This window comes from Pediococcus acidilactici (assembly GCA_024970065.1).
In the GTDB taxonomy this organism is placed as follows: Bacteria; Bacillota; Bacilli; order Lactobacillales; family Lactobacillaceae; genus Pediococcus; species Pediococcus acidilactici_A.
In genome coordinates, this window is sequence record CP103908.1 from 1,368,285 (window position 1) to 1,387,245 (window position 18,961).

The 18,961-nt window shown below is 44.2% G+C and carries 21 protein-coding genes; 2 read left to right on the plus strand and 19 right to left on the minus strand.

Features of this window, described 5'->3' with window-relative positions; genetic code table 11:
• Nucleotide 1: 1 nt before the first annotated feature.
• The 19 genes from NYR25_06470 to NYR25_06560 form a co-directional block, all read right to left on the minus strand.
• The gene (locus tag NYR25_06470; protein UWF33237.1) at nt 2–223 is read right to left on the minus strand and encodes a DUF2969 domain-containing protein; all 222 of its coding nucleotides are present in this window, start codon (nt 221–223) and stop codon (nt 2–4) included.
• A gap of 8 nt (nt 224–231) precedes the next feature.
• On the minus strand, nt 232–489 hold the full coding sequence (gene yidD / locus NYR25_06475; GenBank protein ID UWF33238.1) for a membrane protein insertion efficiency factor YidD: 258 nt from the start codon (nt 487–489) through the stop codon (nt 232–234).
• Nucleotides 490–502: 13 nt separating this feature from the next.
• Nucleotides 503–724, minus strand: a complete 222-nt coding sequence (locus NYR25_06480; GenBank protein UWF33239.1) for a DUF1146 family protein — start codon at nt 722–724, stop codon at nt 503–505.
• A 207-nt stretch (nt 725–931) separates the two neighbouring features.
• Nucleotides 932–1,351, minus strand: a complete 420-nt coding sequence (locus NYR25_06485) for a F0F1 ATP synthase subunit epsilon (protein UWF33240.1) — start codon at nt 1,349–1,351, stop codon at nt 932–934.
• Between the two features lie 11 nt (nt 1,352–1,362).
• Nucleotides 1,363–2,772, minus strand: a complete 1,410-nt coding sequence (gene atpD / locus NYR25_06490) for a F0F1 ATP synthase subunit beta (protein UWF33241.1) — start codon at nt 2,770–2,772, stop codon at nt 1,363–1,365.
• Between the two features lie 23 nt (nt 2,773–2,795).
• Nucleotides 2,796–3,719 carry a F0F1 ATP synthase subunit gamma gene (locus NYR25_06495; GenBank protein UWF33242.1) on the minus strand — a complete coding sequence of 308 codons (924 nt, stop codon included), beginning with the start codon at nt 3,717–3,719 and terminating at the stop codon, nt 2,796–2,798.
• Nucleotides 3,720–3,756: 37 nt separating this feature from the next.
• Nucleotides 3,757–5,274 (minus strand): F0F1 ATP synthase subunit alpha, encoded by a 1,518-nt coding sequence (atpA, locus tag NYR25_06500; protein UWF33243.1) that lies wholly within the window; start codon nt 5,272–5,274, stop codon nt 3,757–3,759.
• Nucleotides 5,275–5,303: 29 nt separating this feature from the next.
• Nucleotides 5,304–5,846, minus strand: coding sequence for an ATP synthase F1 subunit delta (gene atpH, locus NYR25_06505; GenBank protein UWF33244.1), 543 nt, complete (start codon nt 5,844–5,846; stop codon nt 5,304–5,306).
• Entirely contained in the window at nt 5,843–6,364 is a 522-nt protein-coding gene (gene atpF, locus NYR25_06510) for a F0F1 ATP synthase subunit B (protein UWF33245.1), read from the minus strand. The genes atpH and atpF overlap by 4 nt, the downstream gene beginning before the upstream one ends.
• A 45-nt stretch (nt 6,365–6,409) precedes the next feature.
• Nucleotides 6,410–6,622: a F0F1 ATP synthase subunit C gene (gene atpE / locus NYR25_06515; GenBank protein UWF33246.1), complete on the minus strand. Its 213-nt coding sequence runs from the start codon at nt 6,620–6,622 to the stop codon at nt 6,410–6,412.
• Nucleotides 6,623–6,654: 32 nt separating this feature from the next.
• Nucleotides 6,655–7,371, minus strand: coding sequence for a F0F1 ATP synthase subunit A (gene atpB, locus NYR25_06520; protein ID UWF33247.1), 717 nt, complete (start codon nt 7,369–7,371; stop codon nt 6,655–6,657).
• A 239-nt stretch (nt 7,372–7,610) separates the two neighbouring features.
• A complete protein-coding gene (locus NYR25_06525; protein UWF33248.1) occupies nt 7,611–10,214 on the minus strand; it encodes an ABC transporter permease in 2,604 nt (867 codons plus the stop codon).
• A 9-nt stretch (nt 10,215–10,223) separates the two neighbouring features.
• Entirely contained in the window at nt 10,224–10,925 is a 702-nt protein-coding gene (locus NYR25_06530; GenBank protein ID UWF33249.1) for an ABC transporter ATP-binding protein, read from the minus strand.
• 163 nt (nt 10,926–11,088) lie between these two features.
• Nucleotides 11,089–11,718, minus strand: coding sequence for a uracil phosphoribosyltransferase (gene upp, locus NYR25_06535; protein ID UWF33250.1), 630 nt, complete (start codon nt 11,716–11,718; stop codon nt 11,089–11,091).
• A 69-nt stretch (nt 11,719–11,787) separates the two neighbouring features.
• On the minus strand, nt 11,788–13,020 hold the full coding sequence (locus NYR25_06540; GenBank protein ID UWF33251.1) for a serine hydroxymethyltransferase: 1,233 nt from the start codon (nt 13,018–13,020) through the stop codon (nt 11,788–11,790).
• Nucleotides 13,021–13,032: 12 nt separating this feature from the next.
• Nucleotides 13,033–14,055 (minus strand): L-threonylcarbamoyladenylate synthase, encoded by a 1,023-nt coding sequence (locus NYR25_06545; protein ID UWF33252.1) that lies wholly within the window; start codon nt 14,053–14,055, stop codon nt 13,033–13,035.
• A complete protein-coding gene (prmC, locus tag NYR25_06550) occupies nt 14,056–14,913 on the minus strand; it encodes a peptide chain release factor N(5)-glutamine methyltransferase (GenBank protein UWF33253.1) in 858 nt (285 codons plus the stop codon).
• Complete coding sequence (gene prfA / locus NYR25_06555; protein UWF33254.1) at nt 14,906–15,985, minus strand: peptide chain release factor 1; 1,080 nt, start codon at nt 15,983–15,985, stop codon at nt 14,906–14,908. Before prfA ends, prmC begins: the two co-directional genes overlap by 8 nt.
• A 3-nt stretch (nt 15,986–15,988) precedes the next feature.
• Entirely contained in the window at nt 15,989–16,573 is a 585-nt protein-coding gene (locus NYR25_06560; GenBank protein ID UWF33255.1) for a thymidine kinase, read from the minus strand.
• 315 nt (nt 16,574–16,888) lie between these two features.
• On the opposite strand from NYR25_06560, the gene NYR25_06565 reads away from it, so the two are divergent.
• On the plus strand, nt 16,889–18,235 hold the full coding sequence (locus NYR25_06565) for a Mur ligase family protein (GenBank protein UWF33256.1): 1,347 nt from the start codon (nt 16,889–16,891) through the stop codon (nt 18,233–18,235).
• Nucleotides 18,236–18,237: 2 nt separating this feature from the next.
• Complete coding sequence (locus NYR25_06570) at nt 18,238–18,942, plus strand: glutamine amidotransferase (GenBank protein UWF33257.1); 705 nt, start codon at nt 18,238–18,240, stop codon at nt 18,940–18,942.
• Nucleotides 18,943–18,961: the final 19 nt, after the last annotated feature.

The window sequence follows — 18,961 nt, forward strand, 5'->3', positions numbered from 1 at the left end:
TCTATAGCGAATGTAAATTAAATTCAGCAATAATCCACTGAATCCCTTCATCAATTGATTTTACTCGCATTTCGCCACTTTGGTTAGAAGCTACCCAATTCTTATCATTTACTTGAGATATTTGTCCAATCATCCGCTGGTTAACGTAAACCTCGTTGACCAGGGTACCGTTGTTGTTAGTTTCTTTAACTTCAATAGCAAACTTTTTTTCTTTTCGTGACATTTTAACTCCTATTTTCTTTCTGCACTATTTTTTGAATTTCTTTTTAAAGAAAATCGATCGGGTACGGGATCGTATCCACCCCGTACGAATGGATTACATCGCAGAATCCGGGCAATTCCCATTAGCGTCCCCTGCAACGCACCAAACCGCTTAAGCGCCCCCATCATGTAGTTAGAACAAGTAGGGTAATAACGGCAGGATGGTGGAAATAAAGGCGAAATCGCCCTCTGGTAGCCGCGGACCAGCATTAATAAGAAGCTTTTCATTATTGCTAACCTTCTAACGAACTAAAAAAGTTAAATTTTGAATCGCCGTAATCAAACCTAAAAAGAAGCTGGCAACGGTGTAACCTAACGCAATTGAAAGCAAAACGATTAACATCTTTGCTTGACTCTCAAACCGGCCCATAAATTTATGGAACGGAATTGCTTGAATACACCAAAAAGCCAGTAAAATAAAGAATAAATAACTAATTAACGTAATTATGGCTTGAATTCCCAATCGCTTTCCCTCCAAAATTCATACATATAGTATTGTACCAGAAAATTAAGCTAAGAATAACTTTTTACTCACAAAAACAGTAGGTAATTTGTTTCCTCATTTTACCTAATTTGCAAGAATATACCAGCCAATTCCCAAAAAAAACGTTCAGTTGTGAGGAAAATATCCTCATAAACTGAACGTTATCAATAATAATATTAACCAGCTTTAATGTTTTGAAACGTTAATTCGGTTAATCGCCCGCCGCAAATGAATTTGCGCCCGCCGAAGTTCACTATTATCGTGAGCTTGTTGGGCTTTACGGATCGTTGCCTCAGCACGTTTCTTAGCACTTTCAGCTCGCGCTACGTCAATGTCAGCTTGGTTTTCAGCAGTATCCGCAACGATTGTCGCCGTGTTGTCCGAAAACTCAACGAAACCACCGTTGACCGCTACTACATCTTCAGCTTTGTCATGCTTAATGCGCACTTCGTCAATTGCCAAAGTTGCAATTACGGGAACGTGATTAGGTAAGATTCCCAATTCACCTTCTCTGGTATTGACTACCAGCATGGTAACTTGGTCATCGTTATAAATCTGACCATCAGGAGTAACAATACTAACTGTTAATACTGAATTTTCAGCCAATTAGATCCCTCCTAATCTTCTGTAGCAGTTAATTTCTTAGCCTTTTCAACCACATCGTCAATTGAACCAACCAAACGGAATGCTTCTTCTGGAAGGTCATCGTATTTACCTTCAAGGATGCCCTTGAAGCCGGCGATGGTGTCTTCCAATTTGACGTAATGTCCTGGTAAACCAGTAAATTGTGCCGCAACACTAAAGTCTTGTGACAAGAAGAGTTGAATCCGCCGTGCACGTGCAACTACGGTCTTTTCTTCGTCAGACAATTCGTCCATTCCAAGGATTGAGATAATGTCTTGCAATTCCTTGTAACGTTGGAGAACATGTTGTACTTCACTGGCAACTTCGTAATGTTCTTCACCAACAATTTCTGGATCCAAAGCTGTCGATGTTGAAGCTAATGGGTCCACCGCAGGATAAATCCCTTGTTGGGTTAAGCTACGTTCCAAGTTGGTTGTAGCATCCAAGTGCGCGAAAGTAGTTGCTGGCGCAGGGTCAGTATAGTCATCGGCAGGAACGTAAACCGCTTGAATCGAGGTAACTGAACCTTTCTTCGTTGAGGTGATCCGTTCTTGTAATTGACCCATTTCAGTAGCCAAGGTTGGTTGGTAACCAACGGCTGAAGGAATCCGACCAAGTAAGGCAGAAACTTCTGAACCAGCTTGGGTAAAGCGGAAAATGTTGTCAATGAATAACAACACGTCTTGGCCTTCAACATCACGGAAGTGTTCCGCAATTGTCAAACCAGTCAAGGCAACCCGCATCCGAGCCCCAGGCGGCTCGTTCATTTGTCCATATACCATGGCCGTACGATCAAGAACTCCAGACTCTTTCATTTCAAAGTACAAGTCGTTACCTTCACGAGTCCGTTCTCCAACCCCAGTAAATACTGAGATACCATTATGTTCTTGTGCAATATTATGAATTAATTCCTGAATCAAAACGGTTTTACCAACTCCGGCACCACCGAAGAGACCAATCTTACCACCCCGAATATATGGAGCAAGCAAGTCAATAACTTTGATCCCTGTTTCAAGAATTTCTGTACTTGGATTCAATTCGTCATATTCTGGTGGATCACGATGAATTGGATCGCGTTTTATATCTGGACCTAGTTCTTTACCACCGTCAATTGTTTCACCCAAGACGTTAAAAACACGACCAAGTGTTTCTTCACCAACTGGTACTTTAATTGAGTCTCCAGTATCTTCAACTTCTAGGCCACGTTGTAGCCCTTCCGTTCCGTCCATAGCGATGGTTCTTACGACACCATCACCTAACTCAAGCGTTACTTCAGAAACTAAAATTGTACCGTCTGCTTTTTTAATTTTCAAAGCATTATTGATTGTTGGGATTTCTTCGTCAAGGGGGAATTGAACGTCGATAACTGGTCCGATAACTTGAACAACTTTACCAGTACTCATATTGTTTAATTCCTCTCGTTAATTTATTCAAGTGCGGCTTGACCACCGGTAATTTCGGTGATTTCAGTCGTAATAGCACTTTGTCTAGCGCGATTATACTGTAGCTCTAAATCTGCAATTAAATCACTTGCATTATCAGAAGCGGTGCGCATAGCTGATGAACTAGCAGCGTGTTCCGCCGTCTTTGCATCTAAAATGGCACCATAAACCAAACTCTCGGCATATTGTGGCAAGATTTCTTGCAACAATACTTCAGGAGATGGTTCGGTTTCGTATTCAGCAGTAATCGTTTCATGCTTACCGTCCTTTACCAACTCTTCACCGCCAATTGGCAAAAGCTTGGTAACGTGGAAGCTGTTAGAAAGTCGATTTACAAAGTGGTTGTAGCAAACGTATAGTTCATCAAATTCACCATCTTTATACATCTTAGTGACGGTTGTGACGATTTCTCGAACTTCATTGAAAGTCGGCACATCACTTACTCCGCGGTACTCGTAGCCAACCTTTTGGGGACGATTTTTATAAAAATCAGCCCCGGTGCTCCCGACCGCAAGAATTATGGCATCATCACTGCCATCGTGACCGTGTTCCTTCATGAAATCGTTAGTTTGCTTAATCACACTACTGTTATATGAGCCCACTAGCCCGCGATCAGACGTAATAACTAAGTATCCGGTCTTTTTCACTGGCCGTTGAACTAATAAATCAGCTGCTGATATTGCCTGATCAGAGCTAGCTTTGCCAGCCACTCCCGCATTCATTAAATGCGATTTAGCCAGGTGAGCAACAATACTCTCAACTTTCTGCGCGTACACTTGATATCCAACTGTATGTTTCTGAATCTGGCTTAACTTAGCCGTTGAAACCATTTGCATAGCAGTCGTAATCTGACTAGTTTTCTTAGTCGAATCAATTCGCCGCTTAACATCTTGTTCAGATATTGCCATTAATTCTCACCACTTTTCCTCTCGTTAGCTGATATCCTTATTTAGCTTCCTTAGTTGGTTGAAAATGTTCTGCAAATGCCTTGATGGCAGCATCCATTTTTTCCGTATCTGGAAGTTGTTTTGTTTCACGGATTTCGTCGGTGAGTTCTTTGTTGTTGCTTGCAACGTAGTCAAAGAGTTCATCTTGGAACCGTTGAATATCATCTACTGGAACCTTATCCAAGAAACCGTGTGTCAATGCGTAAAGAATCAACACTTGGTCTTCAACAGGAAGTGGTTTGTGAAGCGGCTGCTTCAAAACTTCAACCGTCCGGCGACCCCGAGCTAGCTTAGCTTGAGTTGCCTTATCCAAATCAGAACCAAATTGAGCAAATGATTCCAATTCGCGGTAAGAAGCAAGGTCTAGACGTAACGTTCCAGAAACCTTCTTCATCGCCTTGATTTGCGCGTCCCCACCAACCCGGGAAACGGATGTACCAGCGTCGATCGCTGGACGAACCCCGGAATGGAAGTAGTCGCTATCCAAGAAGACTTGTCCATCAGTGATGGAAATTACGTTAGTTGGAATATATGCCGAAACGTCTCCAGCCTTGGTTTCAACGAATGGCAAGGCGGTCATTGAACCACCGCCCAAGTCATCACTTAACTTAGCTGCCCGTTCTAGCAAACGTGAGTGGGTATAGAAAATATCCCCAGGGTAAGCTTCACGCCCAGGTGGCCGACGAAGAATCAAAGAAAGCTCACGGTAAGCGTCAGCTTGTTTTGATAGATCATCATAAACGATCAATACGTGCTTACCGTTATACATGAACTCTTCACCCATTGCTGCCCCAGCGTATGGTGCAAGGTATAGCAATGGAGCTGGTTCAGAAGGACCCGCACTAACCACGATGGTGTAATCCATCGCACCGTAACGCCGAAGCGTTTCTACTTGGGTCCGTACAGTTGATTCCTTTTGTCCAATCGCAACGTAGATACAAATCATATCTTCGTTCTTTTGGTTCAAAATTGTATCGATTGCTAAAGCAGTTTTACCAGTTTTCCGGTCCCCGATAATCAACTCACGTTGACCACGGCCAATTGGTACCAACGAATCAATCGCCTTAATACCAGTTTGGAGAGGTTGGTCAACGGATTTCCGTTGCATAACCCCTGGAGCCTTGTGTTCAACTGGACGAGTTTTGTCAGTTTTAATGGCGCCTTTACCATCAAGTGGTTCACCTAATGGGTTAACAACTCGACCGATTAAGGCATCTCCTACTGGAACTTCCATGATCCGACCAGTTCTCTTAACGGTGTCGCCTTCGTGAATTCCATCATAGTTACCCATGATAACAATTCCGACGTCGTTTGATTCAAGGTTTTGAACCATTCCATAAACACCGTTAGAGAATTCGAGAAGTTCACCAGAAAGAGCATTATCTAAGCCATGAGCGCGAGCAATCCCGTCACCAACGTAGGTAACCGTACCCGTTTCTTCAACGTTAAGCTCGGCTTGGTAGTTTTCTAATTGCTGTTTGATTAGAGCACTGATTTCCTCAGCCTTAATGCTCATAAAAGTTTCACCTCTTTACAAATTTCGAGCTAACCAACGAGGCGCTGTCTAATTTGATTAATTTGGGTTTGAATACTACCGTCGTAGATCAAACCGTCTGTTTTAATGATTGCACCGCCGATAATCGAATTATCGACTTCACTATCCAAAATAACCTTGCTAACTTTCAAACGTTTAGCAAAATTTTCAGCCATTTTTTGAAGTTGTTCATCACTTAATGGAATGGCGGAAATAACTTTGGCACGAACGACTGAAGCATCAGCATCGCATAAGCGGTTAAACTCAGCGATGATTGCGGTCAAATCATTCATCCGACCGTAATCAAAAGCCATTTTTATTAAGTTGCCAACGTACTTTGAAGCATCTTTGGTCAAAAGCTCCACAATCGAACGCTTTTGATCATCCTTCAAACCCTTATCGGTCAACATTTTGCCTAATCCTTCGTTATCATCAAAGATCTGTTGAATTTGCTTTAATTCATCTCGAACTTGATCAATTTGGTTTTGTTCAGCGACCACGTCAAACAAAGCTTTGGAGTAGCGCTTAGCAATTGTAGTTTTATCTAAACTCATTTACTCTCACCTAAACCTTCAATGTACGAATCAATCAATTCTTTTTGACTATTTTCATCAAGTTCTTTTTTGATAACTTTGGAAGCAATCTCAATAGATAATGACGCAATATCGTCTTGTGCACTCTTGAGTGCGTCAGCACGTTCTTGTTCAATATCTTGTTTAGCTTTGTCCTTCAATGACTTCGCTTCTGCTTGAGCATTACCGACAATTAGTTCACGTTCCTTAGCACCACTATTTTTAGCATTGTTAATAATGGTAGTTGCTTCGGCGTGAGAGTTGTCTAAGGCTTCCTTGCGTTGTTCAGCAAGTTTTTGGGCTTCCTTTTTAGCTTGTTCAGCTGATTCGATATCATTAGAAATCCGATCCGCACGTTCTTTTAACATTGCATTGACCGGACCCCAAGCAAACTTAGCAATTAATGCCATTAAGACCACAAAAAGGATCGCATAAAACAACATATCGCCAACGTACAAAGTACTACCTTGTGCCGCTCCTAATATCATGTGCGAAAACATCTATTGACACCTCCTTCTTTCGATAAATTGTTTAATTTATCACCCTTACTTGTTCATTACAAGAAGTGAAATAACGAAGGCTAAGATTGGCATAGCTTCAACCAAACCAACACCAATGAACATGGTTGTTCTTAATTGACCTGATAATTCAGGTTGACGAGCCATACCTTCAAGCATTTTTGCGATAACGATTCCGTCACCGATACCACCACCAATAGCGGCTCCAAACATAGCGATTCCAGCTGCAATAGCACCCATAATAGTTGTTCCTCCTACCTAAAAATATAATATTATTCGTCTTCGACCTTATGAGAAATATAAACGGTTGTCAACGTAACGAATACGAACGCTTGAATACTACCTAAGAATACGGAAAATCCTTGCCAAATCAAGGCAAGTGGAATGGCGATTACCATATTTAAGATGCCACCAGAGAACGCAATTCCCCCGATCATCTTAAGTAACATTTCACCAGCGAAAATAACACCGAAGATACGTAACCCAAGGGTCAAGAAATCAATGAATTCTGTAAAAACACCAATCGGTAACCAAACTTTAAATGGCGACAAGTACGTTCTTTCGAAGTACGATTTGAAGCCAAATTTTGCCACACCAGAATAGTGCGCTATCATCATTGTGATCAACGATAATGTTAAAGTGACAATCGGATCAGCTGTCGGGCTTCTTAGATACGTAACATCGTTCCACGCAATTTGTAGAAACAGCCCAAGCTGATTGGCAACAAAAATGAATAAGAACAATGTAAATGCATACAAGCCGAAGTTACGGGTTTCCGTTTCGTCAACTGAGCTCCGCAAAATTCCATTTGTAAAATCAATTACCCACTCTAAGGCATTTTGTTTACCAGTCGGCTTTAGTTTTAAATTCCGGGAAAAGGCAAACACAACCGCAAAAACGATTATGGCCGCAACTAATCCTGAAATAACGTTTGCCGTACTAAATGTTAGACCAAGAAACTGAAAAGTTGAAATTGATTCACCACCCACAGAATATCACCTCTTTTCTACCTAAGTGTACCTAAATTTACCATCTAAAATGATAAAAATTAAGTCAAAAACTTGAACAAAAGACAGTATTTTCCGTCCGAAAATACAATTGAAATGATACCACCAATTTTGACAAAAGACAAAGCAATGATTACCGATATCTACGACTTTTTTTATATGGTACCGCTTCAATTTTTTGTTGCCATTTTTAAGCAAGATTTTCTTGTCAAATTCTCACCTTAATCATTGGACTTCAAAGCCGCTACCATGTCGATTTTTTGGAGTTTGCGATGGGTAATGTAAACCACAACTAGGTTAAACATGACCATTAATAAAGTCGCTATTATATAAGCGGATAGTTTAATGGTCAGTGGAAAAATTACGTTATTAGTTTCTGCTTGCTGAATTACGTAGCCCGTTAACAGATTTCCTAAGCCAAATCCCGCTAAGATCCCAACCACTGCTAAGATGATGCTCTCCCGTGCTACGTAAAGCGTAACCTCTGAATTATAAAATCCCAAGACTTTAATAGTTGAAAGCTCGTACAATCGCTCGGCAATGTTAATATTATTCAAATTGTAAAGCATCACAAACGAAAGCATGGCCGACAGGGCAATAAAAATTATTACGATGGGACCCAGTTGCTTGGTCATTTTTTGAATCATTTCGGCTTGGTCTGCCACCAAATTAATCCCTAAAATTTTCGCATTGTCCTTCATCCACCGCTTGGTAAGCTGGTTGTCAGGCTGCTTAGCCGTCTTAACTAAAACGCTCGCAAAGCGTGGAGCTTGTTTAAAAGCATGGTGATAGACCTGTGGTGATGCATAAATAACGTTGCCAGCGTAATTTTCGACTACCCCTGCCACCCGGACTCGTGCTCCCATTTGATTAGGGGTTTTTAACTTTATTGAGCCTCCAACTTTTACCCGCAAGATCCGGGCAATCTTTGGTGAAATCAACACCCCATCGCTCGGTAAAGTGGCGGTACGGTGACTTTGTTCATCGCGCAGACGGACAAACTGGTTAAACTGCTGCGGCTTTTTCGGGACGGTCAACGTTACGTCCCGAACGGTCTTTTGTCGTTGAGTTGTTTGGACCACGGCCATGTAAACCGGCAAGGTGGCTTGCGTGGCGGCGGTACGTTGAACCGTTTTTTGTACACTTGCTAGATCCTTCGGACGTTGAGCCTGCACTACCGCAGTGTACCGGGTAAGGTGGTGAAACTGCTGGTTGCCGGCTTCCTTAATCGAACTTGCGATCCCAAACCCGGTCAAGATTAATGCCGTGCCCTCCGCAATTCCTAAAATTGTCATTAACCCCCGGAGTTTGGCACGGAATAGGTTTCGATAACTGATTTTTTGAAAAAAACGGAGCCGACGCCATAATCCAGGCACCCGTTCTAAAATAATTTTGTGCGCAGTTCGTGGCGCCCGAGGCCGGAGTAGCGCGGCTGGAGTAGTCCGCACTTCGCGCATTGCAACTAAGACGGCCGCCCCGATGGTCACTACCAGTGTAAGCAAAGCGGCCAGTCCAATTGCGCGCCAATCCAGCGGAATTCTAATGGCATCCACCACGTATTCTCGATACATTGCTAATACGATTCGGGGAATTAGCTGGTTACCTAATCCCGCGCCCACTACCGATCCGACAAGCCCTGCCAAACCCGCGTAGGCCACGTATTGGAAAACAATTGCGGACTTTCCATAACCAAGCGCCTTGAGCGTACCCATTTGTCCACGCTGCTCTTCCACCATGCGGGTTACGGTGGTGAAGGTGATTAACCCCGCTAAAAGAAAGAAAAACAGGGGAAAAACGTTCGCAATGGCTGCAATTCGTTTTGAACTTTCACCATACCCCGTAAATCCTGGTAAATCCTGACGCGTTTGGTAAATTAAAGTTGGCTGTGCCGCCCCTTTAATTTGTTGAGCCCGTTGGTCAAGCCGGTCTCGTTGATGTTGCAACTGCTTTTCTTGCTGCTTCAAATTTTGCATTTGCGGGGAGTTCGTCAGTTGCTGTCGCTCCAGCACTCGTTGGGCAACGGTTAGCTTTTGTTGCCCCCGAGCTAATTTTTGCCTTCCGTCATTAATTTGCTTCATAGCTGCACTAGTTAACGCTCGCTGCCGCTTTTTTACTTGCGGAGTTAGTCGCCGTCGAATTTGGTCCTTTTTTTGCTTAACGGCCCGCCGATAATTGCTGGAATACATTTTTTGGCTTTGCAGTTTAGGAAGATAAATTTGCATTCCAGTATACGCAGGCATTTGAAACGCCGAATGGTGCACGTACGCAAAGTAAGCTATTTTTCCAGTTCCTAAATTACTGGCTCCCCTAGTGGAATGGTCGACATATTGCGGAGAGTCAGCAAAACCCACAATCCGAAAACGTTGGAATTTTAAATGGTCATTCTTGGCAAAACTAAAGTAATCGCCAATTTGGTACCCGCCGCGTAACTGTGCCTGGCGGTCCAACACAATTTCGTGAGCAGTACGGGGAACCCGCCCTTGCTTTAAAATCAATTGATTTTGTTGGTCATCCTTTTGGTAACCGTAAAGTGCAATTGCATCCCGATTTTTACCACCGAGCACGTTTTGGTATAGCATCCCTTCCACCTTAACGCCCGGCACCCGGCGAACGGCCTTCAGTTCTGCATTGGTAAATCCTTGATCAGAAAAGATTCGCAAGTCGCTCAAGCGGTGTTGCACCACGGTGGCCTGTAGCGAATCGTTAAGCGATGGCCCGGTAGCCTTCACCCCCACGAAGATTAGCGTGCCTAACATAATGATCAGACTAATTGCAATAAAGCGCCCTAAAGAACTTTTGATCGTCCGTAATAATAGTTTTAGCATTTTAGCCACCTACCATTCGATTGCTTCCACGGGAACTGGTTGCGGGTTATCAACCACGCTTCGTACCTGTGCGTCGTTAATTTGAATCACCCGGTCCGCCATCTTCGCAATTGCTGAGTTGTGTGTGATAATGATGACCGTTTTTTTAAACTTTCGGCTAGCATCGTGTAACAGCTGTAAGATTTGTTTGCCCGTTTGGTAATCTAACGCACCAGTGGGTTCGTCGCAGAGTAATAATTTGGGATTTTTAGCTAAGGCACGGGCAATCGCTAAACGTTGCTGCTCCCCACCCGACAATTGGGCTGGAAAGTTGTCCAACCGAACTGCTAGCCCGACGTCCTTTAATACGGTCAGCGGGTCTAAACCATCGTTTACTAATGCGGTGGCTAACTCTACATTTTCAGTAGCCGTCAAATTAGGAATCAGATTATAGAACTGAAAGATGAACCCCACGTCGTTACGCCGATACCGCGTTAACTGCCGGTCGTTAAATTTGGCAATGTCGGTCCCCGCTACGCAGATACTTCCCTTGGTGGGACTGTCCATTCCTCCCAACATGTTTAAAACCGTGGATTTTCCCGCTCCACTAGGTCCTAAAATCACGGCAAGCTGCCCTTGTTCAACCGTAAAATTCACGTCCCGGTTAGCTACAATCTGATTGTCACCCATTTGGTAAATTTTAAATTCATGTTGTACCTCAATGTAAGCCATAAGCTCCTCCTAGTTTGTAAGCGCATTCTATTAACTCTATGATAAAACTATTTTTTTGCAAAAGACAAATCTTTTCGCTTCCTCTCCCACTTGAAAGCATAAAAAAGCAGGATGGCAATTTTCCATCCTGCTTAGTCGTTGACGATTAACTCCAACGATAATATTACTTAGTTCCAAACAAACGGTCACCTGCGTCACCTAATCCAGGGACGATGTATCCGTCTTCGTTTAGTTTTTCATCCAATGCAGCTGTATAGATGTCGATGTCTGGATGAGCTTCTTGTAGAGCTTTTACCCCTTCAGGAGCGGCTACTAGACTGCAAAAACGAATGTCCTTAGCGCCACGCTTCTTCAACGCATCAACCGCCATAATTGCTGAACCACCGGTGGCAAGCATTGGGTCAACTACGAATACTTGGCGATCACTAATGTCGCTTGGCAACTTAACAAAGTATTCGGTTGGCTTTAAGGTCTCTTCGTCGCGGTACATCCCGATATGACCAATCCGGGCAACGGGCAGCAATTCAGCCATCCCGTCTACCATTCCTAGTCCCGCACGTAAAATCGGCACGATGGCCACTTTTTTACCCGAGATTTGTTTTTGAATGGACTTCCCAATCGGTGTTTCAATTTCAACATCTTCTAACGGCATATCCCGTGAAACTTCATAAGCCATTAATGTCGAAATTTCGTTAACTATTTCACGAAATTCCTTTGTACTACAATTTTTGTCTCTAATCAACGTCAACTTATGTTGAATCAACGGGTGGTCGAGAACTTCAAACTTCCCCATGTCTAAACTCGCTCCTTTCAAATTCTTTATCAATTGTAGCTAAAAAACCGCAAAAAAACTAGGTTTAATTTAAGATAGCGGATATTGGTCCGTTAATTCAAAAACTTCCTTTTTAATTTGAGCGAGTACTTCGGGTTCATCAACGTGGTGAATTGCACGAATGATCAATTCCGCCACTTTCCGGCTGTCCGCCTCGTTAAAGCCTCTGGTAGTGATGGCCGGCGTCCCGATTCGAATCCCCGATGTCTTAAACGGGCTTAATTTTTCGTCAGGAATGGCCTCTTTGTTTAGCGTGATATAAACGGTATCTAATAAATCTTGGATTTCTTTACCATTATGTCCAGTTTCAGTTAAATCTACCGTCATTAAATGATTGTCAGTCCCGCCGGTAACGACGTGGAGGTCAGGTTCGTTTTCAAAAACCGCTGCCATCGCCTGGGCGTTTTTAATAACTTGGGCTTGGTAATCCTTAAATTCAGGCTGCAGAGCTTCCCCTAGGGCGACCGCTTTAGCTGCAATCACGTGTTCTAGCGGGCCTCCTTGATTTTGTGGAAAGACCGCGAAGTTAATTTGTTTTGCGTACTTTGCCTGCGATAAAATCATTCCACCCCGCGGACCCCGCAGAGTTTTATGGGTGGTGGTGGTGACAACATCGGCAATGCCTACCGGAGATGGGTGTAGACCCACCGCTACTAAACCAGCAATGTGTGCCATATCCACCATTAAGTAGGCACCCACTTCGTCAGCAATTTCTCGGAACTTTTGCCAATCGATAATGCGGCTGTATGCTGAAGCACCCGCCACAATCATTTGAGGGCGTTCCTTCAAAGCAATTTGCCGAATTTGTTCGTAATCTAACCGTTCGGTCCGGGGGTCAATTCCATAGGTCACCGATTCGTAAAAAGTACCGCTAAAGCTAACCTTGGCACCGTGCGTCAAGTGTCCACCGGCGTTCAAATCCATTCCAAGAATTTTGTCGCCTGGTTTAATGAATGCGGCGTATGCGGCAGCGTTAGCTTGGGACCCCGAATGAGGCTGCACGTTAGCATATTCGGCCCCAAACAATTCCTTAGCCCGGTCGATGGCTAACTGTTCCACTTGGTCGATGTATTCACAACCACCATAGTAACGACGTCCCGGATATCCTTCCGCGTACTTATTAGTCAACACGCTGCCTTGAGCAGCCCGAACTGCTTCCGAAACAATGTTTTCTGAAGCAATCAATTCAATATTGTGTTGTTGGCGATCGGCTTCCCGATTAATTGCCGCCCACAATTGTGGATCCTGTTCTTGGTAGTTCATTGGCAATCCCTCCTAATCAATTTCGTCGAAGTAAGTGTTCCCCGCAGATTTTTGCAACCGATTCATGTAAGCTGCCCCAATTCCGCTAGGATTAAACGCTTGGGCAAAAATCACCTTTATCTGCGGGTTGCTATCAAAGGTTCGCAGCCCGTCAAACAAATGGTGGCTTGCGGTCCGGGCATCCTCGCCTAGTGAAATAAAGTCAGCATTTTCAAGTTCTCCCAACTTAGTAGCCGCAAAAGTTGTCGTAGTAGCAAGCACGCCCACTGGTTGTTGCGAATGGCCCGCCACCCAATCCGTTACGGCCGACCATTGTCCGTCCTTAACGATGTATACTTGGGCGTTAGGTGCGTAATGCTTATACTTCATTCCAGGAGCCTTTGGTACCTCATCCTTTCCAACCTTATGGTGGTCAGTTTGGACTTCACCTAAAATAGGAATCAAATCTTCTGGCGTTATCGCCCCCGGCCGTAAAACGCTTGGCACTTTCCCGGACATATCTAGCACCGTGGATTCCACCCCAATTTTAGTTTCTCCACCATCTAAAACACCGGCAATTTTACCATCTAAGTCGTGCATCACGTGGGCGGGCTTAGTGGGACTTGGTTTCCCAGAGGTGTTGGCAGAAGGTCCCACGAGCGGTACTCCCGCTTGTCGGATCAATTCTAGGGTTAACGGAGTGTCAGGATTCCGGAATGCTGCGGTAGTTAAGCCACCGGTCACGACCGGGTCCAACGCATTTGGTTTGATCGGTAAAATAATGGTCAAGGGACCAGGCCAAAAAGTATCCATCAATCGTTTGCTTTGGGCATCAATTTCGGCAAATTGTGCTACCTGTGCTGGTCCCGTCACGTGGACAATCAACGGGTTGTCTGACGGGCGGCCCTTTGCTTGATAAACTTTCTTTACCGCGCTTGGATTGGTCGCGTCTGCCCCTAAGCCGTATACGGTTTCGGTTGGAAATGCCACCAATTCCCCGCGTTGAATTGCTGCGGCTGCGTCAGCTAAATCTTCACTCTGAAATATTTCACTCATTTAAATCACCGATCCTCCCCTTACCCAAAGTATCCGATCGTGTCCGCTTAAGTCTTGGAGCACGTTCACGTCCTGAACTCCGGGTAATTCACTAAAATATTGTTTCAACTTTGCTCCTTGATGATAACCAAATTCGCACCATAGCTGGCCGTTTGCGGTTAAATGGTCGGGCAGCTGCCTTCCAATTTGCTTATACCAAAATAAGCCGTCGTCTGGTGCAAAAAGTGCCTTATCTGGTTCGTATTCTATCACAGATTGATCCATCACGTCCCGTTCATTTTCAGCAATGTAAGGCGGATTGCTGACCACGATGTCAAAACGTTCTCCTTTAACCGCATCAAATAGGGAACCTTGCCGAAAATCGATTACCGCTTCTTGTTGGTGTGCATTTTGTTGAGCAACCGTTAACGCTTCATTAGCAATGTCTACGGCGGTAACTTGCCAAGCTGGGCGCTCAAGCTTTAGCGTAATGGCAATATTGCCGCTTCCGGTCCCAATATCTAAAACCCGCAACGGTTGGTTTAATTGCGGGTGCGCCTTTAAAATGTGTTCCACCAGTTCTTCAGTTTCCACCCGCGGGATTAGCACCCGGGGATCCACGTAAAACTCCCGCCCGTAGAAATTGGCCTTATTAGTAATGTACTGGACGGGTTCCCCGTTAACCGCCCGTTGGACGTCTTTTTGAAACTGTTGCCACTGGTCGGGACGCAGTCGTTGGCGGTAATGCACGAGTAGTTCCGTGCGGTTCCATTCCATCCGGTCCATCATGATCAATTCGGGAGCGTTCTCGTCGCCGTGATGTTCCTGGATAAGCAAAGAAGCCCATTTCAGGGCTTCAAAATATGTTGGATTATTCATTTCGTAAAGCTTCCATCTTCTTGGCTTGATCATCTAAGATTAATGCTTCAATAATTTCATTAAGCTCCCCGTTCATCACCCGGTCCAACTTATTCAACGTCAAACCAATGCGGTGGTCGGTAACCCGGTTTTGTGGGAAGTTATAAGTCCGAATCCGTTCCGAACGGTCCCCCGTTCCAACGGCATTCTTTCGTTCTTCATTGTAGGCGTCCTCTTCTTGGGATTGGTAGTAGTCGTAAACCCGCGCCTTCAAAATCCGCATGGCTTTTTCCCGGTTTTGTTGTTGTGAACGTTCATCTTGCATTGCAACGACAATTCCAGTTGGCAAGTGGGTCATCCGGACCGCAGAAGAAGTTTTATTAATATGCTGTCCACCAGCACCCGAAGAACGGTATACATCGGTACGAATGTCCTTTGGATCGATCTCAATATCCACGTCTTCGGCTTCGGGCATTACCCCCACCGTGGCGGTGGAAGTGTGTACCCGCCCAGCGGATTCCGTTACTGGTACCCGTTGAACCCGGTGCGCTCCGTTTTCATACTTCAATTTAGAATAAACTTTGTCACCCGAAATCATTAAAACAATTTCCTTGAAGCCGCCCACGTCCGTGGCGTTTTCGTCAACGATTTGAACTTTCCAGCCTTGTGATTCAGCATACCGGGTATACATGTTGTATAAGTCAGCCGCAAATAGACTAGCTTCGTCTCCGCCGGCCGCCCCGTGAATTTCCATGATGATGTTTTTGTCATCATTAGGGTCCTTAGGTAACATTAGCACTTTGATTTCTTCTTCAAGCTTTTCTTTTTGGTCACGTAAGTCGGCTAACTCCGCCTTTACCAAACTATCCATTTCGGGATCAAGCTTTTCACGTTGTAATTCTTCGTTTTCCGCGATTGAATCAACCACTTTACGGTATTCACGGTACTTTTCGACCGTTTCGCGAATTTCGCCTTCTTCTTTTGATAATTCTTGATAACGTTGTGAATCAGCCAGCACTTCTGGATCAGCCAACAATTCGCTTAACTCATCGTAGCGATCCGCAACTGCTTGCACCTTATCCATAATATCCATTAATTAATTCCTCATTTCTTCAATTAGTGGGTTAAAGTAGTGACGTCGGCAAACCGGATAGTAAGATTCGTTTCCCCCAATTTGGACTTGCTCACCCTCGTAGACGGGTTTGCCATTATGCACCCGTAAATTCATTAGCGCCTTATGTTTGCAGAACCAACAAATCGTCTTCATTTCGACAATCTTATCCGCATACAGTAAAAGGTACTTAGAGCCTTCGAAAAGTTCGTTACGGAAGTCGTTTTTTAAGCCGAAGGTCATTACCGGAATGCCCAACTCATCGACCACCTTGGCTAACTCTAATACGTGGTGTTTCTTTAAAAATTGAGCTTCGTCAATCAACACGCACGCGGGATTGCTGTCTACCTGCTTAATTGTCGCAAAAATGTCGGTATCGTCAAAAATTGGGAATGCATCCCGACGCAAACCAATTCGGCTGGAAATTTCACCAACTCCAGAACGGGTGTCAATGCCACTAGTCATTAAAACAACCTGCTTATCCTGCTCTTCGTAATTGTGAGCTACTTTTAAAATCTCAATCGATTTGCCACTATTCATGGCTCCATAATGGAAAAATAACTGTGCCATTTGCCCCACTCCTAATTTTATTCTCCAAGAAATAAGTATAGCTGATATAACTCAAAAATTCATCTGCTCGAAAATAAAATGTGTTTTTTCCTTACAACAACTAAAATAACTGTCAATGACCGTTCTACCAACAATCTTCCTAATGCTTCCTATTATTATGCAGCGCTCGTTGTAAACCAAAACCCGTCCTTGACGCCCCGGCTACCAAGCGAAATAGTTAAGATTTTACGCAGCCCACTACTCTTTGCTTTTCTTTTTGCCAAAATCAGCTTAAAATATTGTTTTAGATGTTTGAGAAGAATCGGGAGGAGTAGCATGTCATTTAGAAGTTCAATTGCCAAAATGGCGGGAAAATCATCATATTGGTTTTTGCATACATTTCGTTCCGGAGGTAGTTCACTCCCTGGTAAAATCACTACCAAAATTGATCCGACAATTTTGAAAGATCTGGGTCGTAACTACGACGTAATCGTCATTACGGGAACTAACGGAAAAACCTTGACGACCGCACTCACGGTAAAGGTTTTGCGTCAAAAATACGACCACGTTTTAACCAACCCCACGGGTTCAAATATGGAGCAAGGAATCGTCACCACGTTCTTAACCGACCACCGCTCCAAGAATGGGAAAAATATTGCCGTTTTAGAAGTTGATGAAGCAAACGTGATTAAGGTTACCCAATATATTAAACCAATCGCCTTTGTGTTTACCAATATCTTCCGGGATCAAATGGACCGCTACGGCGAAATTTACACTACTTACCAAAAAATCTTAGACGGAGTTAAATTGGCTCCGGAAGCCACCATCATCGCAAATGGTGACATGCCAATCTTTAATTCGGTCGACTTGCCTAACCCGATTTTATATTACGGTTTTAATAACCAAGCCGACGGCGAAATGAAAGCTGATCCGAACACGGACGGGGTGGTTTGCCCACGGTGTGAACATATTATTCACTACAAATTTATCAGTTATAGCAATCAAGGTAAGTACTACTGCCCTAATTGCGGTTGGCACCGTCCAGAGCTCAATTACCAACTAACACAAATTACGAAGTTGACGCCTAACTATTCTAAGTTTTTCATCGACGCATCCAACTTTACCCTGCACATCGGCGGATTGTACAACGTCTACAACGCCCTTGCGGCATACTCCGTGGGGAAATTTATGGGCGTGCCCACCTCGCAAATTCAAAAGGCACTTAACGATCCTGACGAACGGGTCTTCGGTCGTCAAGAGCAAATCAACGTGGATGGCAAAGAATTAACCATTGTGCTAGTGAAGAACCCGGTAGGTTTAAACCAGGTCATTGACATGGTGGGTACCGAAACCGAACCATTTTCCTTCGTGGGTCTTTTAAACGCCAACTATGCTGACGGAATTGATACTAGTTGGATTTGGGATGGTAATTTCGAAAAATTAGCACAAATGAACATTCAACAATACATCACCGGTGGCGAGCGGTACAAAGACATCACCTTCCGCTTGAAGGTGGCCGGCGTCACTGATGACCAGCTTTGGACTTACGATAACCTGCCCGATGCAATTGCAAATATTAAACGTCTCCCTACAACCCGGGTTTACGTTTTTGCAACCTACACGGCCATGTTACAACTTCGTAAGCAACTAATTAGCGACGGATATATTAAGGAGGGGGTTTAGTTATGAAGTACGAACTAAAAGTCGCCCATTTATACGGTGACCTGCTTAACACCTACGGGGATAACGGCAATTTATTAGCCCTTAACTACTACGCTAAAATGATGGACACCAAGTTGGACATCCAAATCGTCAGCCTTGACGACCAATTTATCGCTAAGGATTGGGACATCGTTTTCTTTGGTGGTGGTCAAGATTACGAGCAAACGATCGTGTCACGCGATTTACAAAATAAAAAGGCGGAGCTGACCAGCTATATTGAAGATGGCGGCCCCCTCTTAGCAATTTGTGGTGGTTACCAACTCCTAGGCCACTATTACGTGGGCGCAAATGGGGAAAAAATTAGTGGAATTGGCGCCCTAGACCACTATACGCTGAGCCAAGACGATAACCGGTTTATTGGCGACATCGTAATTAAAAACCAGGAAACGGGCGAAACTTACCACGGTTTTGAAAACCACAACGGTAAAACTTACCTAGGTAAGGACGAACGCCCTCTAGGAAAAGTAGTCACCGGAAACGGAAATAACGGCGAAGACGAGTCGGAAGGCGTTATCTACAAAAATGTTTACGGTTCGTATTTCCACGGCCCGATTCTCACCAGAAACGGGAACCTCGCCAAACGGATTTTACTAACGGCGTTACACCGGCGTTACCCTGATGCAGATTTAAGCGCCCAGGAAGCATTAAAAATCGAACCAACCTTTTAACATCAAATATTAAAAAGAG

Coding starts and splice junctions, on each gene's coding strand:
- atpA (UWF33243.1), bottom strand. CDS start 5,274: ATGAGCATTAAGGCTGAGGAAATCAGTGCTCTAATCAAACAGCAATTA.
- NYR25_06530 (UWF33249.1), bottom strand. CDS start 10,925: ATGGCTTACATTGAGGTACAACATGAATTTAAAATTTACCAAATGGGT.
- NYR25_06565 (UWF33256.1), top strand. CDS start 16,889: ATGTCATTTAGAAGTTCAATTGCCAAAATGGCGGGAAAATCATCATAT.
- NYR25_06570 (UWF33257.1), top strand. CDS start 18,238: ATGAAGTACGAACTAAAAGTCGCCCATTTATACGGTGACCTGCTTAAC.
- atpE (UWF33246.1), bottom strand. CDS start 6,622: ATGGGTGCTATTGCAGCTGGAATCGCTATGTTTGGAGCCGCTATTGGT.
- prfA (UWF33254.1), bottom strand. CDS start 15,985: ATGGATATTATGGATAAGGTGCAAGCAGTTGCGGATCGCTACGATGAG.
- NYR25_06525 (UWF33248.1), bottom strand. CDS start 10,214: ATGCTAAAACTATTATTACGGACGATCAAAAGTTCTTTAGGGCGCTTT.
- NYR25_06495 (UWF33242.1), bottom strand. CDS start 3,719: ATGGCAATATCTGAACAAGATGTTAAGCGGCGAATTGATTCGACTAAG.
- yidD (UWF33238.1), bottom strand. CDS start 489: ATGAAAAGCTTCTTATTAATGCTGGTCCGCGGCTACCAGAGGGCGATT.
- NYR25_06540 (UWF33251.1), bottom strand. CDS start 13,020: ATGAACTACCAAGAACAGGATCCACAATTGTGGGCGGCAATTAATCGG.
- upp (UWF33250.1), bottom strand. CDS start 11,718: ATGGGGAAGTTTGAAGTTCTCGACCACCCGTTGATTCAACATAAGTTG.
- NYR25_06560 (UWF33255.1), bottom strand. CDS start 16,573: ATGGCACAGTTATTTTTCCATTATGGAGCCATGAATAGTGGCAAATCG.
- atpF (UWF33245.1), bottom strand. CDS start 6,364: ATGTTTTCGCACATGATATTAGGAGCGGCACAAGGTAGTACTTTGTAC.
- prmC (UWF33253.1), bottom strand. CDS start 14,913: ATGAATAATCCAACATATTTTGAAGCCCTGAAATGGGCTTCTTTGCTT.
- atpD (UWF33241.1), bottom strand. CDS start 2,772: ATGAGTACTGGTAAAGTTGTTCAAGTTATCGGACCAGTTATCGACGTT.
- atpH (UWF33244.1), bottom strand. CDS start 5,846: ATGAGTTTAGATAAAACTACAATTGCTAAGCGCTACTCCAAAGCTTTG.
- NYR25_06545 (UWF33252.1), bottom strand. CDS start 14,055: ATGAGTGAAATATTTCAGAGTGAAGATTTAGCTGACGCAGCCGCAGCA.
- NYR25_06470 (UWF33237.1), bottom strand. CDS start 223: ATGTCACGAAAAGAAAAAAAGTTTGCTATTGAAGTTAAAGAAACTAAC.